This is a genomic window from Tenacibaculum salmonis, from assembly GCF_041053065.1.
Lineage (GTDB): Bacteria > Bacteroidota > Bacteroidia > Flavobacteriales > Flavobacteriaceae > Polaribacter > Polaribacter pacificus_A.
Window position 1 is genome coordinate 1,211,458 of sequence record NZ_JBFCVV010000001.1, and the last position, 15,420, is coordinate 1,226,877.

General features: G+C 29.8%; 14 protein-coding genes and 3 tRNA genes. All 17 read right to left on the reverse strand.

Annotated features, from left to right (window positions below):
- Positions 1–45: 45 nt before the first annotated feature.
- Positions 46–1,131, reverse strand: a complete 1,086-nt coding sequence (locus AB0T67_RS05215; RefSeq protein WP_369219441.1) for a Wzz/FepE/Etk N-terminal domain-containing protein — start codon at positions 1,129–1,131, stop codon at positions 46–48.
- 8 nt (positions 1,132–1,139) lie between these two features.
- Entirely contained in the window at positions 1,140–3,560 is a 2,421-nt protein-coding gene (locus AB0T67_RS05220; RefSeq protein ID WP_369219442.1) for an SLBB domain-containing protein, read from the reverse strand.
- Positions 3,550–4,566, reverse strand: a complete 1,017-nt coding sequence (locus AB0T67_RS05225; RefSeq protein WP_369219443.1) for an NAD-dependent epimerase — start codon at positions 4,564–4,566, stop codon at positions 3,550–3,552. Before AB0T67_RS05225 ends, AB0T67_RS05220 begins: the two co-directional genes overlap by 11 nt.
- Positions 4,566–5,891: a UDP-glucose dehydrogenase family protein gene (locus tag AB0T67_RS05230; protein WP_369219444.1), complete on the reverse strand. Its 1,326-nt coding sequence runs from the start codon at positions 5,889–5,891 to the stop codon at positions 4,566–4,568. The genes AB0T67_RS05225 and AB0T67_RS05230 overlap by 1 nt, the downstream gene beginning before the upstream one ends.
- Before the next feature lie 7 nt (positions 5,892–5,898).
- Positions 5,899–6,327, reverse strand: a complete 429-nt coding sequence (locus AB0T67_RS05235) for an adenylyltransferase/cytidyltransferase family protein (RefSeq protein WP_369219445.1) — start codon at positions 6,325–6,327, stop codon at positions 5,899–5,901.
- 44 nt (positions 6,328–6,371) lie between these two features.
- On the reverse strand, positions 6,372–7,319 hold the full coding sequence (locus AB0T67_RS05240; RefSeq protein WP_369219446.1) for a Gfo/Idh/MocA family oxidoreductase: 948 nt from the start codon (positions 7,317–7,319) through the stop codon (positions 6,372–6,374).
- A 55-nt stretch (positions 7,320–7,374) separates the two neighbouring features.
- Positions 7,375–7,572 (reverse strand): hypothetical protein, encoded by a 198-nt coding sequence (locus AB0T67_RS05245; protein ID WP_369219447.1) that lies wholly within the window; start codon positions 7,570–7,572, stop codon positions 7,375–7,377.
- A 114-nt stretch (positions 7,573–7,686) separates the two neighbouring features.
- Positions 7,687–7,761: transfer RNA gene (locus AB0T67_RS05250), tRNA-Val, on the reverse strand.
- Between the two features lie 37 nt (positions 7,762–7,798).
- A tRNA-Val gene (locus AB0T67_RS05255) sits at positions 7,799–7,873 on the reverse strand.
- A gap of 31 nt (positions 7,874–7,904) precedes the next feature.
- Positions 7,905–7,979: transfer RNA gene (locus AB0T67_RS05260), tRNA-Val, on the reverse strand.
- A gap of 68 nt (positions 7,980–8,047) precedes the next feature.
- The gene (locus tag AB0T67_RS05265) at positions 8,048–9,256 is read right to left on the reverse strand and encodes a bifunctional folylpolyglutamate synthase/dihydrofolate synthase (RefSeq protein ID WP_369219448.1); all 1,209 of its coding nucleotides are present in this window, start codon (positions 9,254–9,256) and stop codon (positions 8,048–8,050) included.
- A gap of 66 nt (positions 9,257–9,322) precedes the next feature.
- The gene (locus AB0T67_RS05270) at positions 9,323–10,198 is read right to left on the reverse strand and encodes an energy transducer TonB family protein (RefSeq protein ID WP_369219449.1); all 876 of its coding nucleotides are present in this window, start codon (positions 10,196–10,198) and stop codon (positions 9,323–9,325) included.
- 54 nt (positions 10,199–10,252) lie between these two features.
- Positions 10,253–10,645 carry an ExbD/TolR family protein gene (locus AB0T67_RS05275; protein WP_369219450.1) on the reverse strand — a complete coding sequence of 131 codons (393 nt, stop codon included), beginning with the start codon at positions 10,643–10,645 and terminating at the stop codon, positions 10,253–10,255.
- A gap of 1 nt (position 10,646) precedes the next feature.
- Complete coding sequence (locus AB0T67_RS05280) at positions 10,647–11,333, reverse strand: MotA/TolQ/ExbB proton channel family protein (RefSeq protein ID WP_369219451.1); 687 nt, start codon at positions 11,331–11,333, stop codon at positions 10,647–10,649.
- 83 nt (positions 11,334–11,416) lie between these two features.
- Complete coding sequence (gene nhaB, locus AB0T67_RS05285; RefSeq protein ID WP_369220493.1) at positions 11,417–12,889, reverse strand: sodium/proton antiporter NhaB; 1,473 nt, start codon at positions 12,887–12,889, stop codon at positions 11,417–11,419.
- A gap of 20 nt (positions 12,890–12,909) precedes the next feature.
- On the reverse strand, positions 12,910–14,142 hold the full coding sequence (locus AB0T67_RS05290; RefSeq protein WP_369219452.1) for a Glu/Leu/Phe/Val dehydrogenase dimerization domain-containing protein: 1,233 nt from the start codon (positions 14,140–14,142) through the stop codon (positions 12,910–12,912).
- Between the two features lie 207 nt (positions 14,143–14,349).
- The gene (locus AB0T67_RS05295; RefSeq protein WP_369219453.1) at positions 14,350–15,408 is read right to left on the reverse strand and encodes an anhydro-N-acetylmuramic acid kinase; all 1,059 of its coding nucleotides are present in this window, start codon (positions 15,406–15,408) and stop codon (positions 14,350–14,352) included.
- Positions 15,409–15,420: the final 12 nt, after the last annotated feature.

The window sequence follows — 15,420 nt, forward strand, 5'->3', positions numbered from 1 at the left end:
AAGTTTTATTCTCATAAAAAACAAATTTTAAACTAATAATACACCCTAATCATCTTTTAATTTTTTAATCCAATTTCTCCCAAAAATAGTTCCTACTCCTATTATAGCTCCTAGGAGTAACCATATTATAAAAATCTTTGCTCTACTAGGTTTAGATTTCAGAAGAGGTACACTTACAGGTTCTATAACTGTAAATACCGGTGTATTTTCTTTTAATTTAATTTTTTGTGTTTCTAATTGTTTCGCTAATTCAGAATAAACGGTGTGTGCTAAACTATAATCAGATTGTAAACTTTGTAAACGAGATTTTGAGCGCGAGGTTATTAATCCTTGATTTCTATCTCTAAAACTAGCTAATGTTACTTGTTTTTTTTCGAAGTCTGTTTTTAATTCATTGTAACGTTCTTCTATAAAAATAAATTCCTCTTTTACTTTCTGTACCTTAAATTCAGTAATTGTCTTTTGTAATAACTCTTTTACTTTTTTAGCCATTTGTGCAGCAGGCAAAGCTTCAGGCATCGAAAAAGAGATTTTCACATACCCTTCTTTACCATTAATATCTAAATCTAATTGATTCCCTAAGTTTCTGAAAAGGTTTATTTCTTGTAATTCTAACCTATAAATACCATCGTTTTCTTTTACTGTTTCTATTATAACGTTAGGTTTTTTCCTAAACAATCCAATTAATTTACCAGGAAGTCCTATAGTATAACTCTTTACAAAAGAGAGTACGTTTGTTTTTTGATGTTTGAGGTAATATTCTTTATAGGTAACTTCTTTTTCTAGATAAGAAAATTTCAAAGGAATATTTAACAATTCTTTTTTAAAAAGAATGCTTTCTGTAATTTTAGGATATAAATTTGGACTGATACTTTCAGTATTTCCACTACCTAAATTAACCCCTGCTAAAGCTGCTAACCCACCTAAATTACTACTATTATTCTTTGACAATTGAGGTACTAAAATAGTAGAAGCAGTATATTGTTTGGCTGAAAAAACAGCAATAAATAATCCTATAAATCCAAAAATAAGTAAGAAACGAAGTATTGTTTTTCTTCCATTCCAAATAGTTTTAAATAAACCCAATAAATCTATTTCATCAGAAGTATTGTATGTATTTTTATCTTCCATATTGCTCACTATTTATCTGTTAATGTTTTAACTAAAATCCCTAACGTAGCTAAACCTGTTGTTATAGCAATAACTTCCTGTGTTGATACTTTTCTAACATTTTGAGGCTTATTAGGTACTAAAATTACAGAGCCTGCTTTTACTTTTGGATATGATTTAAAAAATAAAAAACTTTTTGTTGTTTTAATATCACCATTCGCATAAATTACATAAGCCCTATTTCTCTTTGCTTTTGAAGAAAAACCACCAGAGTTTTCAATATACTGTTTAAAACTCCTTGACTTTTCGTATCTAACTAATGATGGAGATAATACTTCTCCTTCTACTTTTACGGTTTGTCTTTCTGAAGGAATAAACAGTTCATCACCTTCTTCTAGAATTAAATTATATTTTGATGATTCACCTCCTTTGGCTAATATTTTATGTAAATTTATTCCTACTTTAAACGATTTATTCTTCTTTATTTCTGATGTATTAACACCTGAAGTATTTTCAACAAGTGTTTCTAATTGTTTTTTATCTTCTTTTTTATTATTTTTTCTCGTTAAAAAAGCTCCTTGAACGTATGCAAATTTTGTTAATCCACCTGCTTTTTTAATTAAATCTGATATTTTTTCATTTTTTAATCCTATTGAATATGCACCTTTAAAATTAACTTCTCCTTTAATAAACACATTTTTCTGTTTAGTATATCCTTTTAAATATCTTACAGAAATAATATCAAAAGGTTTTAAAGTGAAATTATTACTAGCAGTTCCCTTCAAGCTAGTATTTGCACTAAGGTTAAAATTCTTACTAACGGTTTCAAAACTCCCATCCTTTAATCTTCTTGAAACATCAATATTAGTAGCATCTGCACCATCTTTTAAACCTCCTGCAAGCGCTATTAAATCTTCTATTTGCAAACCTTCTGTAAAATCAATTTTTTTAACTTTATTTACAGCACCATTAATAGTAATAAACTCTTTTTCTTTTAGCTCATTTTTACTAAAAATATAAACTTTATCATTTGCTTTTAAGAACAAATTTTCGTTATTTTCTTTTAATGAAAATGAAATTGTTTCTTTATTTGTTTGATCATAAGTTCTAGTGATAATAGCTCTATCTAAAAAAGCTTCTTGAGTAATTCCTTCTGCTTTTTTTAATAAGTCAGCAACCGATAAATTTTCTTTATATTGATAATTTCCAGGTTGAAATACGGCTCCTTTTATAGTTATTTTGTTTAAAAATTTATCTGTAATTTGATTAATTCTTATAAAATCGCCATCTCTTAATTTTTCTACAGATAATTTTGCTTGAGGTATTTCTAAAATTTCTTTTTGAATCCCATTAACTCTTTCAACAACAATATTTTGTTTGTATGCGTTAGAAACAAAACCACTACAATATTTTAATAAATCTAAAACAGTTTCAGAAGTTTTCATTTCATACAAACCTGGTCTTTTAACAGCTCCTTCAATTGTTACTAATTTATCGTATGGTTTAACAATTATAACATCTTGATCTTGTACTGTTATGTTTCCTTTCTCTAATCCGTTTACTAAAAAATCATAAAAATCAAAATCAGCAACTTTTTCTCCTGCTCTAAAAAGCCTAATATTTCTAAGTGTTCCATTTTTTGTTGGTCCACCTGCTGCGTATAATGAATTTAAAACAGTAGAAAATGCACTTAACGAATATGAACCAGGTACTTTAACTTCACCTACAATACTCACTTGAACATTTCGTACTTCTTTTATAGAAACTGCAATATTAACTTTATTATAACTATTGGAAGAAGCTCCAATTCCAGCATAAATTTTCTTTAAATTATTTTTGATTTTTGATTTGGCAGCTTTAATAGGTAACCCTACTAAATGAATATATCCAACTCCTTGAATATTAATTGCTCCTTGCTTATTTACTTTTTTATCGTAATTAACTTCAGCTGCACCCCATAAATCAACAGAAATAACATCTCCTGCTCCGATAATATAATTTTCAGGAGCTATTACATTTAAGTTTGGTGTAAAAGAAATACTCGGATTATTAAAAAAGTCATACCCAAAAAGTTTTTCTTTTTTTTGAGCTTCACTTCTTTTTCCTGTTAACCCAAAGTAAATATTATCTTGAGTTTTTAATATTTTATTTCCATCTGTTTTAGCTACACTCGAGTTTCCTAAATTAAGTATTCTCGTTTTTAATTTTTGAGCTTCTATTTCAGGCATTCCTTTAGATTTAGCCATAACTAAAGCTTGTTCTAAAGTATACCCTTGTTGTTTTATTTTATCACGATAACTAACAACTTGTTTATCTGAAAGATTATCAACTTGAATATTATTCAACTGTGATGATACACCTTGAGCAGATACCACAAAACTAAAAAATGATAGAAAAATAATAAAAACAGCTTTTATTATTTCTTTTTTAAATGTTATTTTACTTTTCAATTTGAAATATTTTAAACCAATTAATAAACTCTTTAATTCCTTTATCTAAAGAGGTTGTAGGTTGATAATTATAATCTTTAATTAATTCATCTACATTCGCCCATGTTTTTTTCACATCACCTGGTTGCATTGGTAACATTTTTTTTTGAGCTACTTTACCTATATTTTTTTCTATTTCAGTAATAAAATCTAATAATTTTACCGAATCGTTATTTCCAATATTATATATTTTATATAGATTTCTAGTTGATATTGGTTTAACAATTATTTTTTCAATACCTGTAACAATATCATCTATATAGGTGAAATCACGTTCCATATCTCCATGATTAAAAACTTTTATAGAACGATTATTTATCATTGCATCAGCAAATAAAACAGGTGCCATATCAGGTCTTCCCCAAGGTCCATAAACCGTAAAAAAACGTAAACCTGTAGTTGGTATTTTGTATAAATGACTATACGTATGTGCCATTAATTCGTTACTTTTTTTAGTAGCTGCATACAAACTTACTGGCTCATCAACTTTATCTTCTTCTGAAAAAGGAATTTTTGCATTAGCTCCATAAACACTAGAACTACTAGCGTATACTAAATGTTTTATAGCATGATGCCTAGAACATTCTAAAATATTTAAAAAACCTACAACATTACTTTGAATATATGCATCAGGGTTTTCAATACTATAACGCACACCTGCCTGTGCTGCTAAGTTACAAACAACATCAAATTCTTGAGTTTTAAATAACTCAAATAATTCTGTTTTATCTTCTAAATTAAGTCTGATAAATTTAAACTTATCATTTGATTCACTCTTAGACTCCTTATAAAAAAGAGATGCCTCTTCTCTTTTAACACCTAGTTCATTTAACCTAGCATATTTAAGATTAATGTCATAATAATCGTTAATATTATCAACACCAACAACCTCAAACCCTTTTTCTAAAAGTCTTTTACTTAAATGAAAACCAATAAAACCAGCAGCTCCTGTAACTAATATTTTCATTAATTTTTTCCTATTTGATAATATTCAAAACCTTGCTCTTCTAATCTAAATGCATTATATTGATTTCTTCCATCAAAAATTATAGGAGAACTTAATTGTTTTTTAATTTCAGAGAAATCAGGAGAACGAAATTCTTTCCATTCTGTTAACATAATTAAAGCTTCAGAATCTTTTAATACATCATATTTTGACTCAAAATACGAAATCCCTTGAACATCTTTTAAATAAAAATACTGTGCTTCATCTATTGCTTTAGGGTCATATGCTTTTACCTTAGCACCTCTTTTTACAAGTTCTTTAACTACATAAATAGCTGGTGACTCTCGCATATCATCTGTTCCTGGTTTAAAGGCTAATCCCCAAAGACCAAAAGTTTTTCCTGATAAATCTTCACCAAATCTTTTTACAATTTTTTCAGAAATTACAAATTTCTGACGATTATTAACCTCTTCTACTGAAGTAATTAATTGTGCATTATAACCATTTTCTTCTGCTATTTTCTTTAAAGCTTTTACATCTTTAGGAAAACATGATCCACCGTAACCAGCTCCAGGATAAATAAAACTATATCCAATTCTACTATCAGAACCAATTCCTACTCTAACATTATTTACATCTGCACCTACTCTTTCACAAATATTTGAAATTTCATTCATAAATGAAATTTTAGTAGCTAACATAGCATTTGCAGCATACTTAGTCATTTCTGCTGAACGAATATCCATAGTTATAAAACGCTCGTGTGACATGGTAAACGGCGTATATAATTGTCTCATTTTATCAAAAGCATACTCAGTTTCAGCACCAATAACTACACGATCAGGCTTCATAAAATCATTAATAGCATCTCCTTCTTTTAAAAATTCAGGATTAGAGACAACATCAAATTTAATTGAAATATTTCTTAAATCTAATTGCTCTTGAATAGTTACTTTCACCTTATCAGCAGTTCCTACTGGAACGGTAGATTTGTCTACAATGATTAAGCGACTATTCATTTTTTGACCTATTTCATTAGCTACAGCTAAAACATATTGTAAGTCAGCAGATCCATCAGCTCCCATAGGGGTTCCTACAGCTATAAAAACAATTTCTGCATCAGAAATAGCTTCTTCTAATTTAGTTGTAAAAAGAAGTGTCTTTTTTTCTATATTTTTAAGAACCATTTTCTCTAAACCTGGCTCATAAATAGGAACAACTCCTTCAAGTAATTTATCTATCTTATTTTGATCAATATCAACACAAGTTACTTTATTACCCATTTCAGAAAAACAAGCTCCTGAAACTAATCCAACATAACCTGAACCGACAACTGCTATATTCATGTTTTTTTTAGTTTTTAATCTTTAGGCTTTCTTTTTCAGCGACCTCTTTTCTTAATCCGCTACTAGAAAACCTATGCTCTCTTTTATTGTAAAACAATTCTACCCCATTGTTTTCACAGTATTCTCTTCCTGTAAAATTTTTATCAGCATATTCATCTCCTAATATTCGTACATCTATTTTAAAAGAACGTAGTATATCTTCTAAATCTTGTTCTGTTGCATAAGGAACAATTTCATCTACATACTTACACCCTTTTAATTGGATATACCTTTCAACAACTGATTGTATGGGCTTATTTTTTTCTGGACGATCAATGGTAGGGTCTGTTTGCAAGCAACAGATAAGATAATCACATTGACGTTTTGCATCTTCTAACATTTTAACATGACCTGCGTGAAGCAAATCGAAAGCACTAAATGTGACACCTACTTTCATTCTTTTTCTTTTTCTTAATTCTTTTTCGCTTGGCAAATATACTTTTATCTATTTAAAAAAAAATGTTTTTCACCCTTAATTACGATAGGAGAATTCCTAATATCATGAACTATTTCGATAGATGGTTTAGCATCTATTAATCCAAAACCGTTACCTTTTAAAATCCCTTTATAACTTTCAGTATGTAAATCTGTAAAACCTCCACTAAATTCAATTTCCTCTCCATCAACAGTTATAGAACGGTATGTTCTTTGATTTTTCTCTTGAACTTCTTTAGGTAATGAGTTTTCATCTATTGATAAAAACCAACGCACTCTTGCATTTTCAAACTCTAAATAACCTGCTGATTTATCTTTTTCTCTTAAATGCACTATATTTTCTTGAACATTACCAAACACCCAAGAAAGCATATCATAAAAATGAACACCAATATTTGTTGCAATTCCTCCTGATTTACTTTGATCACCTTTCCAAGAAACATCATACCAATTTCCTCTTGAAGTGATATAAGTTAAATCAACATCATATTTTTGCTGTTTACCTAGTTTTTTTTCAGCAACAACTTTTTCTTTTAATTCGATAATACTTGGGTGTAACCGTAATTGAAGTATCGTATTAATTTTATTTCCTGATTCTTTTTCTATATCCTGTAATGCATCTACATTCCATGGATTTAAAACTAAAGGTTTTTCACAAATAGCATCAGCCCCTCTTCGCAAAGCCATACGTATATGGGAATCATGCAAATAATTTGGTGTACAAATACTCACATAATCTAATTGGATATTTTGCTTACGTTTAATTTTTTCAATATGACGGTCAAATCTCTCAAACTCTACAAAAAAATCAGCATTCGGAAAATAACTATCCATAACACCTACACTATCAAATTTATCAAGCGCAGCTATTAGAATATTATCTGTATCTTTTATAGCTCTTAAATGACGTGGGGCTACATATCCTGCTGCTCCAATTAAAGCAAAGTTTTTCATTATAATATTTTATTTATATTCTTGAGAAAGGAAATTTTTCACATCATAAGCAACGCTATTTTCCTTTTTCATCTGAATCTTTAGATACTAATACTCCATTTAACAAATCAGATAAAACCTCGAAAGTTTTATCTACACCTTTTTTTAACCCAGCTACTCTTTTAGTTTTTATATCAAAACCAATAACAGAATATTTATTAGCAAACAATCTTGCTAATAGCAATCCTACATACCTCAGTCCTTTTTGGTGCACTCATTTTCATCCTTACTAAAACACTTCGTAAAATAGCTCACGAAACTACAAAAAACATTTTTAATAGATATTATAAAACAAAAAAAGTCTCATCAAAAATGATGAGACTTTCAGTGGGCGCGAAGGGATTCGAACCCCTGACCCCTTGGGTGTAAACCAAGTGCTCTGAACCAACTGAGCTACGCGCCCAAAATATTTTTAGGACTTTTTTATTAGGTGTTCTGTGTGGGCGCGAAGGGATTCGAACCCCTGACCCCTTGGGTGTAAACCAAGTGCTCTGAACCAACTGAGCTACGCGCCCTAATACGCAATTAACTATTAGGAATTCAGTGTGGGCGCGAAGGGATTCGAACCCCTGACCCCTTGGGTGTAAACCAAGTGCTCTGAACCAACTGAGCTACGCGCCCTATATGCTAATTGCGGGTGCAAATCTACAACTCTTTTTTAGATTAACAATGTTTTTTTTCAATTATTTTTATAAAATTTCTGCAACTACAAACGTACTTCCTCCAATATAAATAACATCTTTACTGGTTGAACTTAATTTAGCAGACTCAAAAGCCTGATTAACAGAACTAAATGATTTTCCTATTAAATTAAACACCTCAGCAGTATCTTTTAATTTTTTTTCTGATAATCCTCTTGCGATATCGGGTTTACAAAAATAATAAGTAGCATTTTGAGGAAACATCGGTAAAATAGCTTCTAAGTCTTTATCAAAAACAACTCCTAAAACAATGTGTAATTTTTCAAAACTTTCATTTTTAAGTTGTGCTAAAGTATAAATTAAGCCTTCTTTATTATGTGCAGTATCACAAATTATTTTAGGTTCTTGCTGTAAAATTTGCCAACGTCCTTTTAAATTTGTGTTTTTTGCAACTTGTAATAATCCATTTTTGATGTTTTCTTCAGAAATAACAAAATCTTTTAATTGACTAATTGCTTTAACTGCCGTTTTTACATTCTTCGATTGATAATCGCCTAATAAATCAGTTTTATAAATATAATCTTCATCAGAAGCAAAAACTATTTCAGAATTACAATCATTTGCTTTTGATAAAAAAACTTTTTGAATACTTTCTTGACGTTCACCAATAACAGCAGGAACGTTATTTTTTATAATCCCTGCTTTTTCATAAGCTATTTCAGGTAATGTTTCGCCTAAAAACTGCGTATGATCTAATCCGATATTTGTAATTACCGAAACTTCTGGAGTAATAATATTTGTAGAGTCTAACCTACCTCCTAATCCTACTTCAATAACAGCAATATCTACTTTTTGATTTTCAAAATAACTAAAAGCCATTCCCACGGTCATTTCAAAAAACGATAATTTTTGAGCTTCTAAAAACTGTTTGTTTTCTGAAATAAAATCAATAATATTTTCTTGCTGAATTTCTTCTCCGTTAATTCGAATACGTTCTGTAAAATTTTTAAGATGTGGCGATGTATATAAACCAACTTTATAACCTGCTTCTTGTAAAACGGAAGCAATCATATGACTTGTAGAACCTTTTCCATTAGTTCCGCCAACATGAATAGTTTTAAACTTTTTCTCAGGATTTCCTAATTCTTTACTTAAAGCAATACTATTGGTTAAATCTTTTTTAAATGCAGTTTTACCTTCTTTTTGATACATTGGTAATTGCGCAAACATCCAATCTAAGGTTTCTTGATATGTCATATATATTGTTTTATAACCTCTCGATGAATAATCGGAGGTTATATTTATTTAAATAATAAAAAATAATTATTGCGATAAAGAAAACTTGTAGATAATAGTTCCTCTTTGTTTTGATGGAGCATTTCCATCGGCATTCCAAGTTGTTTTTAAAGCTGCTTCTTTGGCTGCTTTCTCCAAACAAGGTGCAGAACTAGTACTTCCTTTTAAACCTCCTGTTTGTACTTTGGTAACTTTTCCATTTTGATTTACCTCAATACTTACTACAATAGTACCTTCTTCTTGGCAATCTGGTTGTTTTACGGGTTTAGATAATGCTTTTCTTCCTGCTAAATTATAATTACCTCCAGAACCATTTCCTGAATTCCCATAATATTTACTAGAGGAAGCATCGCCGTCTTTCGTTCCTTTTACGCCTGATTCTGTATCATCACCTTCACCTGTTTTTGCACCATTTTTTGATGTTCCGTTTAACAAACTATTCAAAGCATCCGTAGCCGCTTTTGATGGACTTGGTTTCTTCTTCTTTGGCTTTACTTTTTTTGGAGTTTCTTTGACACTTTCTTTAACGACACCTTTTACAGACTCTTTAACCTCTTTTTCTGATGTAGTTTTCTCAACAACAGGAACATCTTCTGCTGTATCATCTGTAATAATATCTTCTTGAATTTCTTCTGAAGCTTCGCTTGCTTCTTCTTCAAAAACCTCTTCCTCTTCTTCTATTTCTTCCTCTAAAACTTCTTCTGTTGATGATGCTACTTGTGTTTCTTCAACTGGTTCACCGCTACCAACATCCGAAGTACCTAAATTAATGGCTAATCCGTATTCAATTGGTGGATCTAAATATTTCATTCCGAAATTAAAAATCCCGAATAATAAAAGCATCAAAATAATAGCCGTAATTACTGCTGATTTTCGTTTGTGTTCTGTTTCTAATATTTTCATCGATACTATTTTTACACTCATTTATCAAAAACAAGTTGAAATATACTTAAATAATTACTTCGCCTTTACAGCTAAAATCATTTTTAATTTATTTCTATTGGCGATGTCAATCACTTTCATTACATTTTTATATGCTACGTTTTGATCTCCTCGAATAACTACTGTTTTCTTTTTATCAGGACCAACTTTAGTAAGTATTGTTTGTTCTAAATTAAGGCTACTTACTTTTGTTTTATCAATATAAAAATCAGAATTCTCAGTAATACTTACAGCGATTGCGGTACTATTTTCTGTTTTACCTCCTCCTTTTGGCAATAAAACATCAATTGCTGAAACAGTAACTAATGTTGATGTTAACATAAAAAAGATTAACAACAGAAAAACAATGTCCGTCATTGACGACATATTAAAACTTGGATCTACTTTATTTCTTCCCTTTAAATTCATTTTATGCAGGTTCGTTTAATAAATCTAAAAAGTCTACAGATACCGCTTCCATTTGATACACTACTTTATCCGTACGAACTACTAAATGATTGTATGTAATGTACGCTACAATACCTACAATTAAACCTGCAACTGTCGTTGTCATTGCTGTATATAATCCATCAGATAATAATTTAATATCTATTTGACCACCCGAATTTGCTATTTCATGTATTGCTATAATCATTCCAATTACTGTTCCTAAAAAACCAATCATAGGGGCAGCACCCGCAATAGTTGCAATTACAGAAACATTTCGTTCTAACTTGTAAACTTCTAATTTACCAGCGTTTTCAATAGCTTTATTGATATCTTCTAAAGGTTTTCCTATTCTTGAAATTCCTTTACCGATTAACCTTGCAGTAGGAGAATTAGTGCTTTCACATAATTCTTTTGCTCCATCTAAATTCCCACCTGTTACATGATCTCTAATTTGATTCATGAAATTTTTATCAACTTTTGATGCTGCTTTAATTGCAAAAAAGCGCTCAAAATAAATATAAAGTGCAACAGCTAATAACACAAATAAAATTGCGATAATAACTTGACCACCTAATCCACCATCTTTAATTAACTGAATTATTGATAATGTTTTTTCAGTTGATATTTCATCTACTAAACCCGTTTCCTCTTGAATGTACCCTAACATGAACGTAATTTTATTATTATATAATACTAAAAAATCCTGAATATAAATTCAGGATTTAAAAATACACTATTTTTTTTATTTATTTACGATAATAATAATTTTACCATAATATACCCTAATCCTCCTAAAACAATTGTGTAAGGAAAAGCCATTTTAACCATTTTACCATAAGATAAATTAATTAAAGGAGCTAAAGATGATGTTAATAAGAATAAGAATGCTGCCTGTCCATTTGGTGTTGCAACACTTGGTAAATTAGTACCTGTATTAATTGCGATAGCTAATTTTTCAAAATGTTCTCTTGTTATATCTCCATTTTTAAAAGCCTGTTCTACTTCGCCAATATATACAGTTGCTACGAATACATTATCACTAATTGCTGATAAAAACCCGTTTGCCACGTAAAACAACCCTGGTTGAGATGCTGGATCTTGACTTAATGCCCAGTCAATTATTGGGCTAAATAAATGCTGATCATGAATCATTGCTACAACTACAAAAAAGACTACTAATAACCCTGTAAAAGGCAATGCTTCTTCAAAAGCAGGTCCTAATTGATGCTCATCAGTAATACCTGTAAATGCTGTTTGTACAATTATTAATGCTAACCCGATAAAACCAACAGGAGCTACATGCATAGCTAATCCTGCTATTAACAATAAAGCTGATACTCCTTGAACAATTAAAGCATACTTTTCTTTATCTGTTCTTTTAGCATCTTCTTGTTCAGTATATTTATCTATAATTCTTGCAGCTACTTCTGGCATTTTATCACCAAAACCAAACCAACCTGTTAACTCTAAAATAACGGTAGTTACCATTCCTGCCGCTAAAACAGGTAATGTAATAGGAGCCATTTTTAAGAAGAACTGAATAAAATCCCAACCTAATCGTTCACCAATTAGTAAATTTTGAGGCTCACCAACTAACGTACAAACTCCTCCAAGAGCTGTACCAACAACACCGTGCATAATTAAACTACGTAAAAAACCACGAAATTGTTCTAATGTTTCACCACTTAACTCTTCTCTATCTAAAATACCGTCATGATCATAATCGGCAGAACTAGAATGTATTTTGTGATACACTCCATAAAAACCAACAGCAACACTAATTAATACTGCTGTTACAGTTAAAGCATCTAAAAATGCTGATAAAACAGCTGATAAAAACACAAAAAGTAATGATAATACTACCTTTGATTTTATTTTCGTAAAAACCTTACTAAAAATAAACATTAATAAAGGTTTCATAAAATAAATACCTGCAACCATAAAAACTAAAAGTAATACTACTTCTAAATTCTGATCTACTTCATGATAGGCGTTTTTAGCAGTTGTTAACCCTAAAGCGACAGCTTGAATGGCTAACAAACCTCCCGTTAAAAGAGGATAACATTTTAATGCCATTGCCAAAGTAAAAATAAACTCAGCTATAAAAAGCCAGGCTGTTATTGTTTTTCCTAAAACAAAGAAGGAAAACACGTTGAAAACTAAAAAACTAAGCATGGTTATTTTAAACCACTTAGGGCTATTCCCTAAAAAATATTTAAACATCATTTTTATTTATTGTGCCTTTAAACCAACTCTTTTAGAGCTATTTCAAAAGCTGTTGAACAAATTTTTGTTTTTGAAGCACTTTTAGAAAAAGTTCTTTGTAATGCTTTTTTAATTGTATTTGATGTATCTTCAAAGATTGCTTTATCTTCCATTGGCAATACAACTTTAGCTTCCATTAAATAAGCAAAAACTCTAGCAATACCACAATTAGAAATAAAATCAGGTAATAAACTTAAATGTTTATCGGTATATTCCATAATAGAACCGAAGAAAATTTCTTTATCAGCAAAAGGAACATTCGCTCCTGGAGATATTACTTCTAAACCTGTATCAATCATTTTTTGAACTTGATCTTGAGAAACTAATCTTGAAGCTGCTGCTGGGACAAATATTTCGGCAGGCACATTCCAAATTTTTTCATTAATTTCATCAAAAGGAATCATTTTATCAGCAACCAATTTATTTCCATCCTTAGCTAAAAATAATTCAGTCATTTCTTCCATCGAAAATCCTTCTTCATTTATAACTCCTCCTTCTCTATCAATAATACCGACAACTTTAGCGCCTAATTGTGTTAAATAATAGGCTGCTGCTGAACCAACATTTCCAAAACCTTGAACAATAGCTTTTTTATCTGAAATTGTTCCTCCGTAAATATTGTAATAATGCTTAACAGCTTCGGCAACGCCATAACCTGTTAACATATCTGCAACAGTATATTTTTTAGATAAATCTGGTGAAAATTGCTTATCTTCAATTACTTTAATTACTCCTTGACGTAATTGACCTATTCTATTTATTTTATCTGCTTCAGTTGGCTTGAAATGTCCGTTAAAAATTCCTTCCTGAGGATGCCAAACTCCACAACTCTCTGTAATAGGAATTACATCTTTATCAGCATCAACATTTAAATCACCTCCTGTACCGTAATAATGTTTTAATAAAGGAGTAACAGCTTTATACCAACGCTCTAAAACGCCTCTTTTTCTTGGATCGTTAGGATCAAAATTAATTCCTGATTTTGCTCCACCAATTGCAGGTCCTGAAACTGTAAATTTCACTTCCATTGTTTTAGCCAAAGACAAAACTTCATTTTTATTTAAACCTTTACGCATTCTGGTTCCTCCACCAGCAGCACCACCTCTTAAAGAGTTAATTACTGTCCACCCTTCGGCTTCTGTTTCTTGGTCTTTCCAATGAAAAACGATTTCTGGCTCTTTGTTTTCGTATATTTTAAGTAATTCTTTCATTTTATAATATTTTAATAAATGTTCTTAATTACGTTTTTAAAAACGTCATTACTTTCTTTTTCTGCAAATCGAATACTATCTGTAAAAAAGCTAAAGTTGATTCATTTATTTATTATTTAAATTATTATTAAAATAGATTAAAACATACTGTTACAAACTTACTATAAAAAAATGATAGCTAAACTTTTTTATTTTAAAAAAGCAGGTCTATTTATCAAAAATAATACCCGAAGAATGGTCTTTTTCAGCCCCAGTTACACTACTTAAACAATTTACCTGATTTTCAATACGTAACACTCCTAAAAAGGCAAAAATCAACGCTTCTTTATAGTTTATAAGTGCTGTTGTTGTCTTTTCATTTTTTTGTTCTGAATAAAATTCAATTTTTTCTATTAAGAAATCGTTAAAAACACCTCCACCTGTTATTAAAACAGCATCACTTTTATAAATTATTTTTCCTATTTGAATTGCTGAATGTTCAATAAATGTTCTTAAAATAGTAGGAATATCTTTTTCTAAGCTATTAATAATAGGAAAAATATTTTTTTGAACCCATTCTAATCCTAATGACTTAGGTGCTGATTTTTTATAAAAATCTAAAGAATTCAATTTTTCTAGCAATTCATTATTTACAATACCTGTTCTAGCTATTTCACCTTTATCATCATAAGTAAACCCTAATTTTTGAACATAATGATTTAACACAATATTTACAGGGCAGATATCAAAAGCAATACGTTGTTCTTTTTCTTTAAATGATACATTTGCAAAACCTCCAAGGTTCACACAATACTGATAATCAGAAAACAAAAACTCATCACCAATAGGAACTAAAGGTGCTCCTTGACCTCCTAAATTAACATCTTGAGTTCTAAAATCACAAACTACTTTTTGTTTTGTAATTTCTGATATTACTTTTCCATTACCAATTTGAAGTGTAATTCCATCATCAGGTTGATGTAAAATAGTATGCCCATGAGATGCGATAAAATCAATTTTATTAATATTATTTTTTTTGATAAATAAATTAATTTCGTTTCCTAATAAATCTCCATATTCTAAATCTAATTTATTTAAAGCTATTTTACTAAAATTAATAGCCGACCTTAACTTATTTACCCAAACATCAGTATATGAGATAGTTTCAGATGATAAAATGGTGAAATTCTTATAATTATTCTTATCAAATTTAACATATACTAAATCAATTCCATCTAATGATGTGCCAGACATCAATCCTATTGTAAAATAAAAGTTATCATTCATATCCGTAAAAAT

Bases quoted from the DNA above. Each gene is read 5' to 3' on its own strand.
- AB0T67_RS05215 (WP_369219441.1), bottom strand. From the start codon at position 1,131: ATGGAAGATAAAAATACATACAATACTTCTGATGAAATAGATTTATTG.
- AB0T67_RS05225 (WP_369219443.1), bottom strand. From the start codon at position 4,566: ATGAAAATATTAGTTACAGGAGCTGCTGGTTTTATTGGTTTTCATTTA.
- AB0T67_RS05230 (WP_369219444.1), bottom strand. From the start codon at position 5,891: ATGAATATAGCAGTTGTCGGTTCAGGTTATGTTGGATTAGTTTCAGGA.
- AB0T67_RS05235 (WP_369219445.1), bottom strand. From the start codon at position 6,327: ATGAAAGTAGGTGTCACATTTAGTGCTTTCGATTTGCTTCACGCAGGT.
- AB0T67_RS05240 (WP_369219446.1), bottom strand. From the start codon at position 7,319: ATGAAAAACTTTGCTTTAATTGGAGCAGCAGGATATGTAGCCCCACGT.
- AB0T67_RS05265 (WP_369219448.1), bottom strand. From the start codon at position 9,256: ATGACATATCAAGAAACCTTAGATTGGATGTTTGCGCAATTACCAATG.
- AB0T67_RS05270 (WP_369219449.1), bottom strand. From the start codon at position 10,198: ATGAAAATATTAGAAACAGAACACAAACGAAAATCAGCAGTAATTACG.
- AB0T67_RS05275 (WP_369219450.1), bottom strand. From the start codon at position 10,645: ATGAATTTAAAGGGAAGAAATAAAGTAGATCCAAGTTTTAATATGTCG.
- AB0T67_RS05280 (WP_369219451.1), bottom strand. From the start codon at position 11,333: ATGTTAGGGTACATTCAAGAGGAAACGGGTTTAGTAGATGAAATATCA.
- nhaB (WP_369220493.1), bottom strand. From the start codon at position 12,889: ATGTTTAAATATTTTTTAGGGAATAGCCCTAAGTGGTTTAAAATAACC.
- AB0T67_RS05290 (WP_369219452.1), bottom strand. From the start codon at position 14,142: ATGAAAGAATTACTTAAAATATACGAAAACAAAGAGCCAGAAATCGTT.
- AB0T67_RS05295 (WP_369219453.1), bottom strand. From the start codon at position 15,408: ATGAATGATAACTTTTATTTTACAATAGGATTGATGTCTGGCACATCA.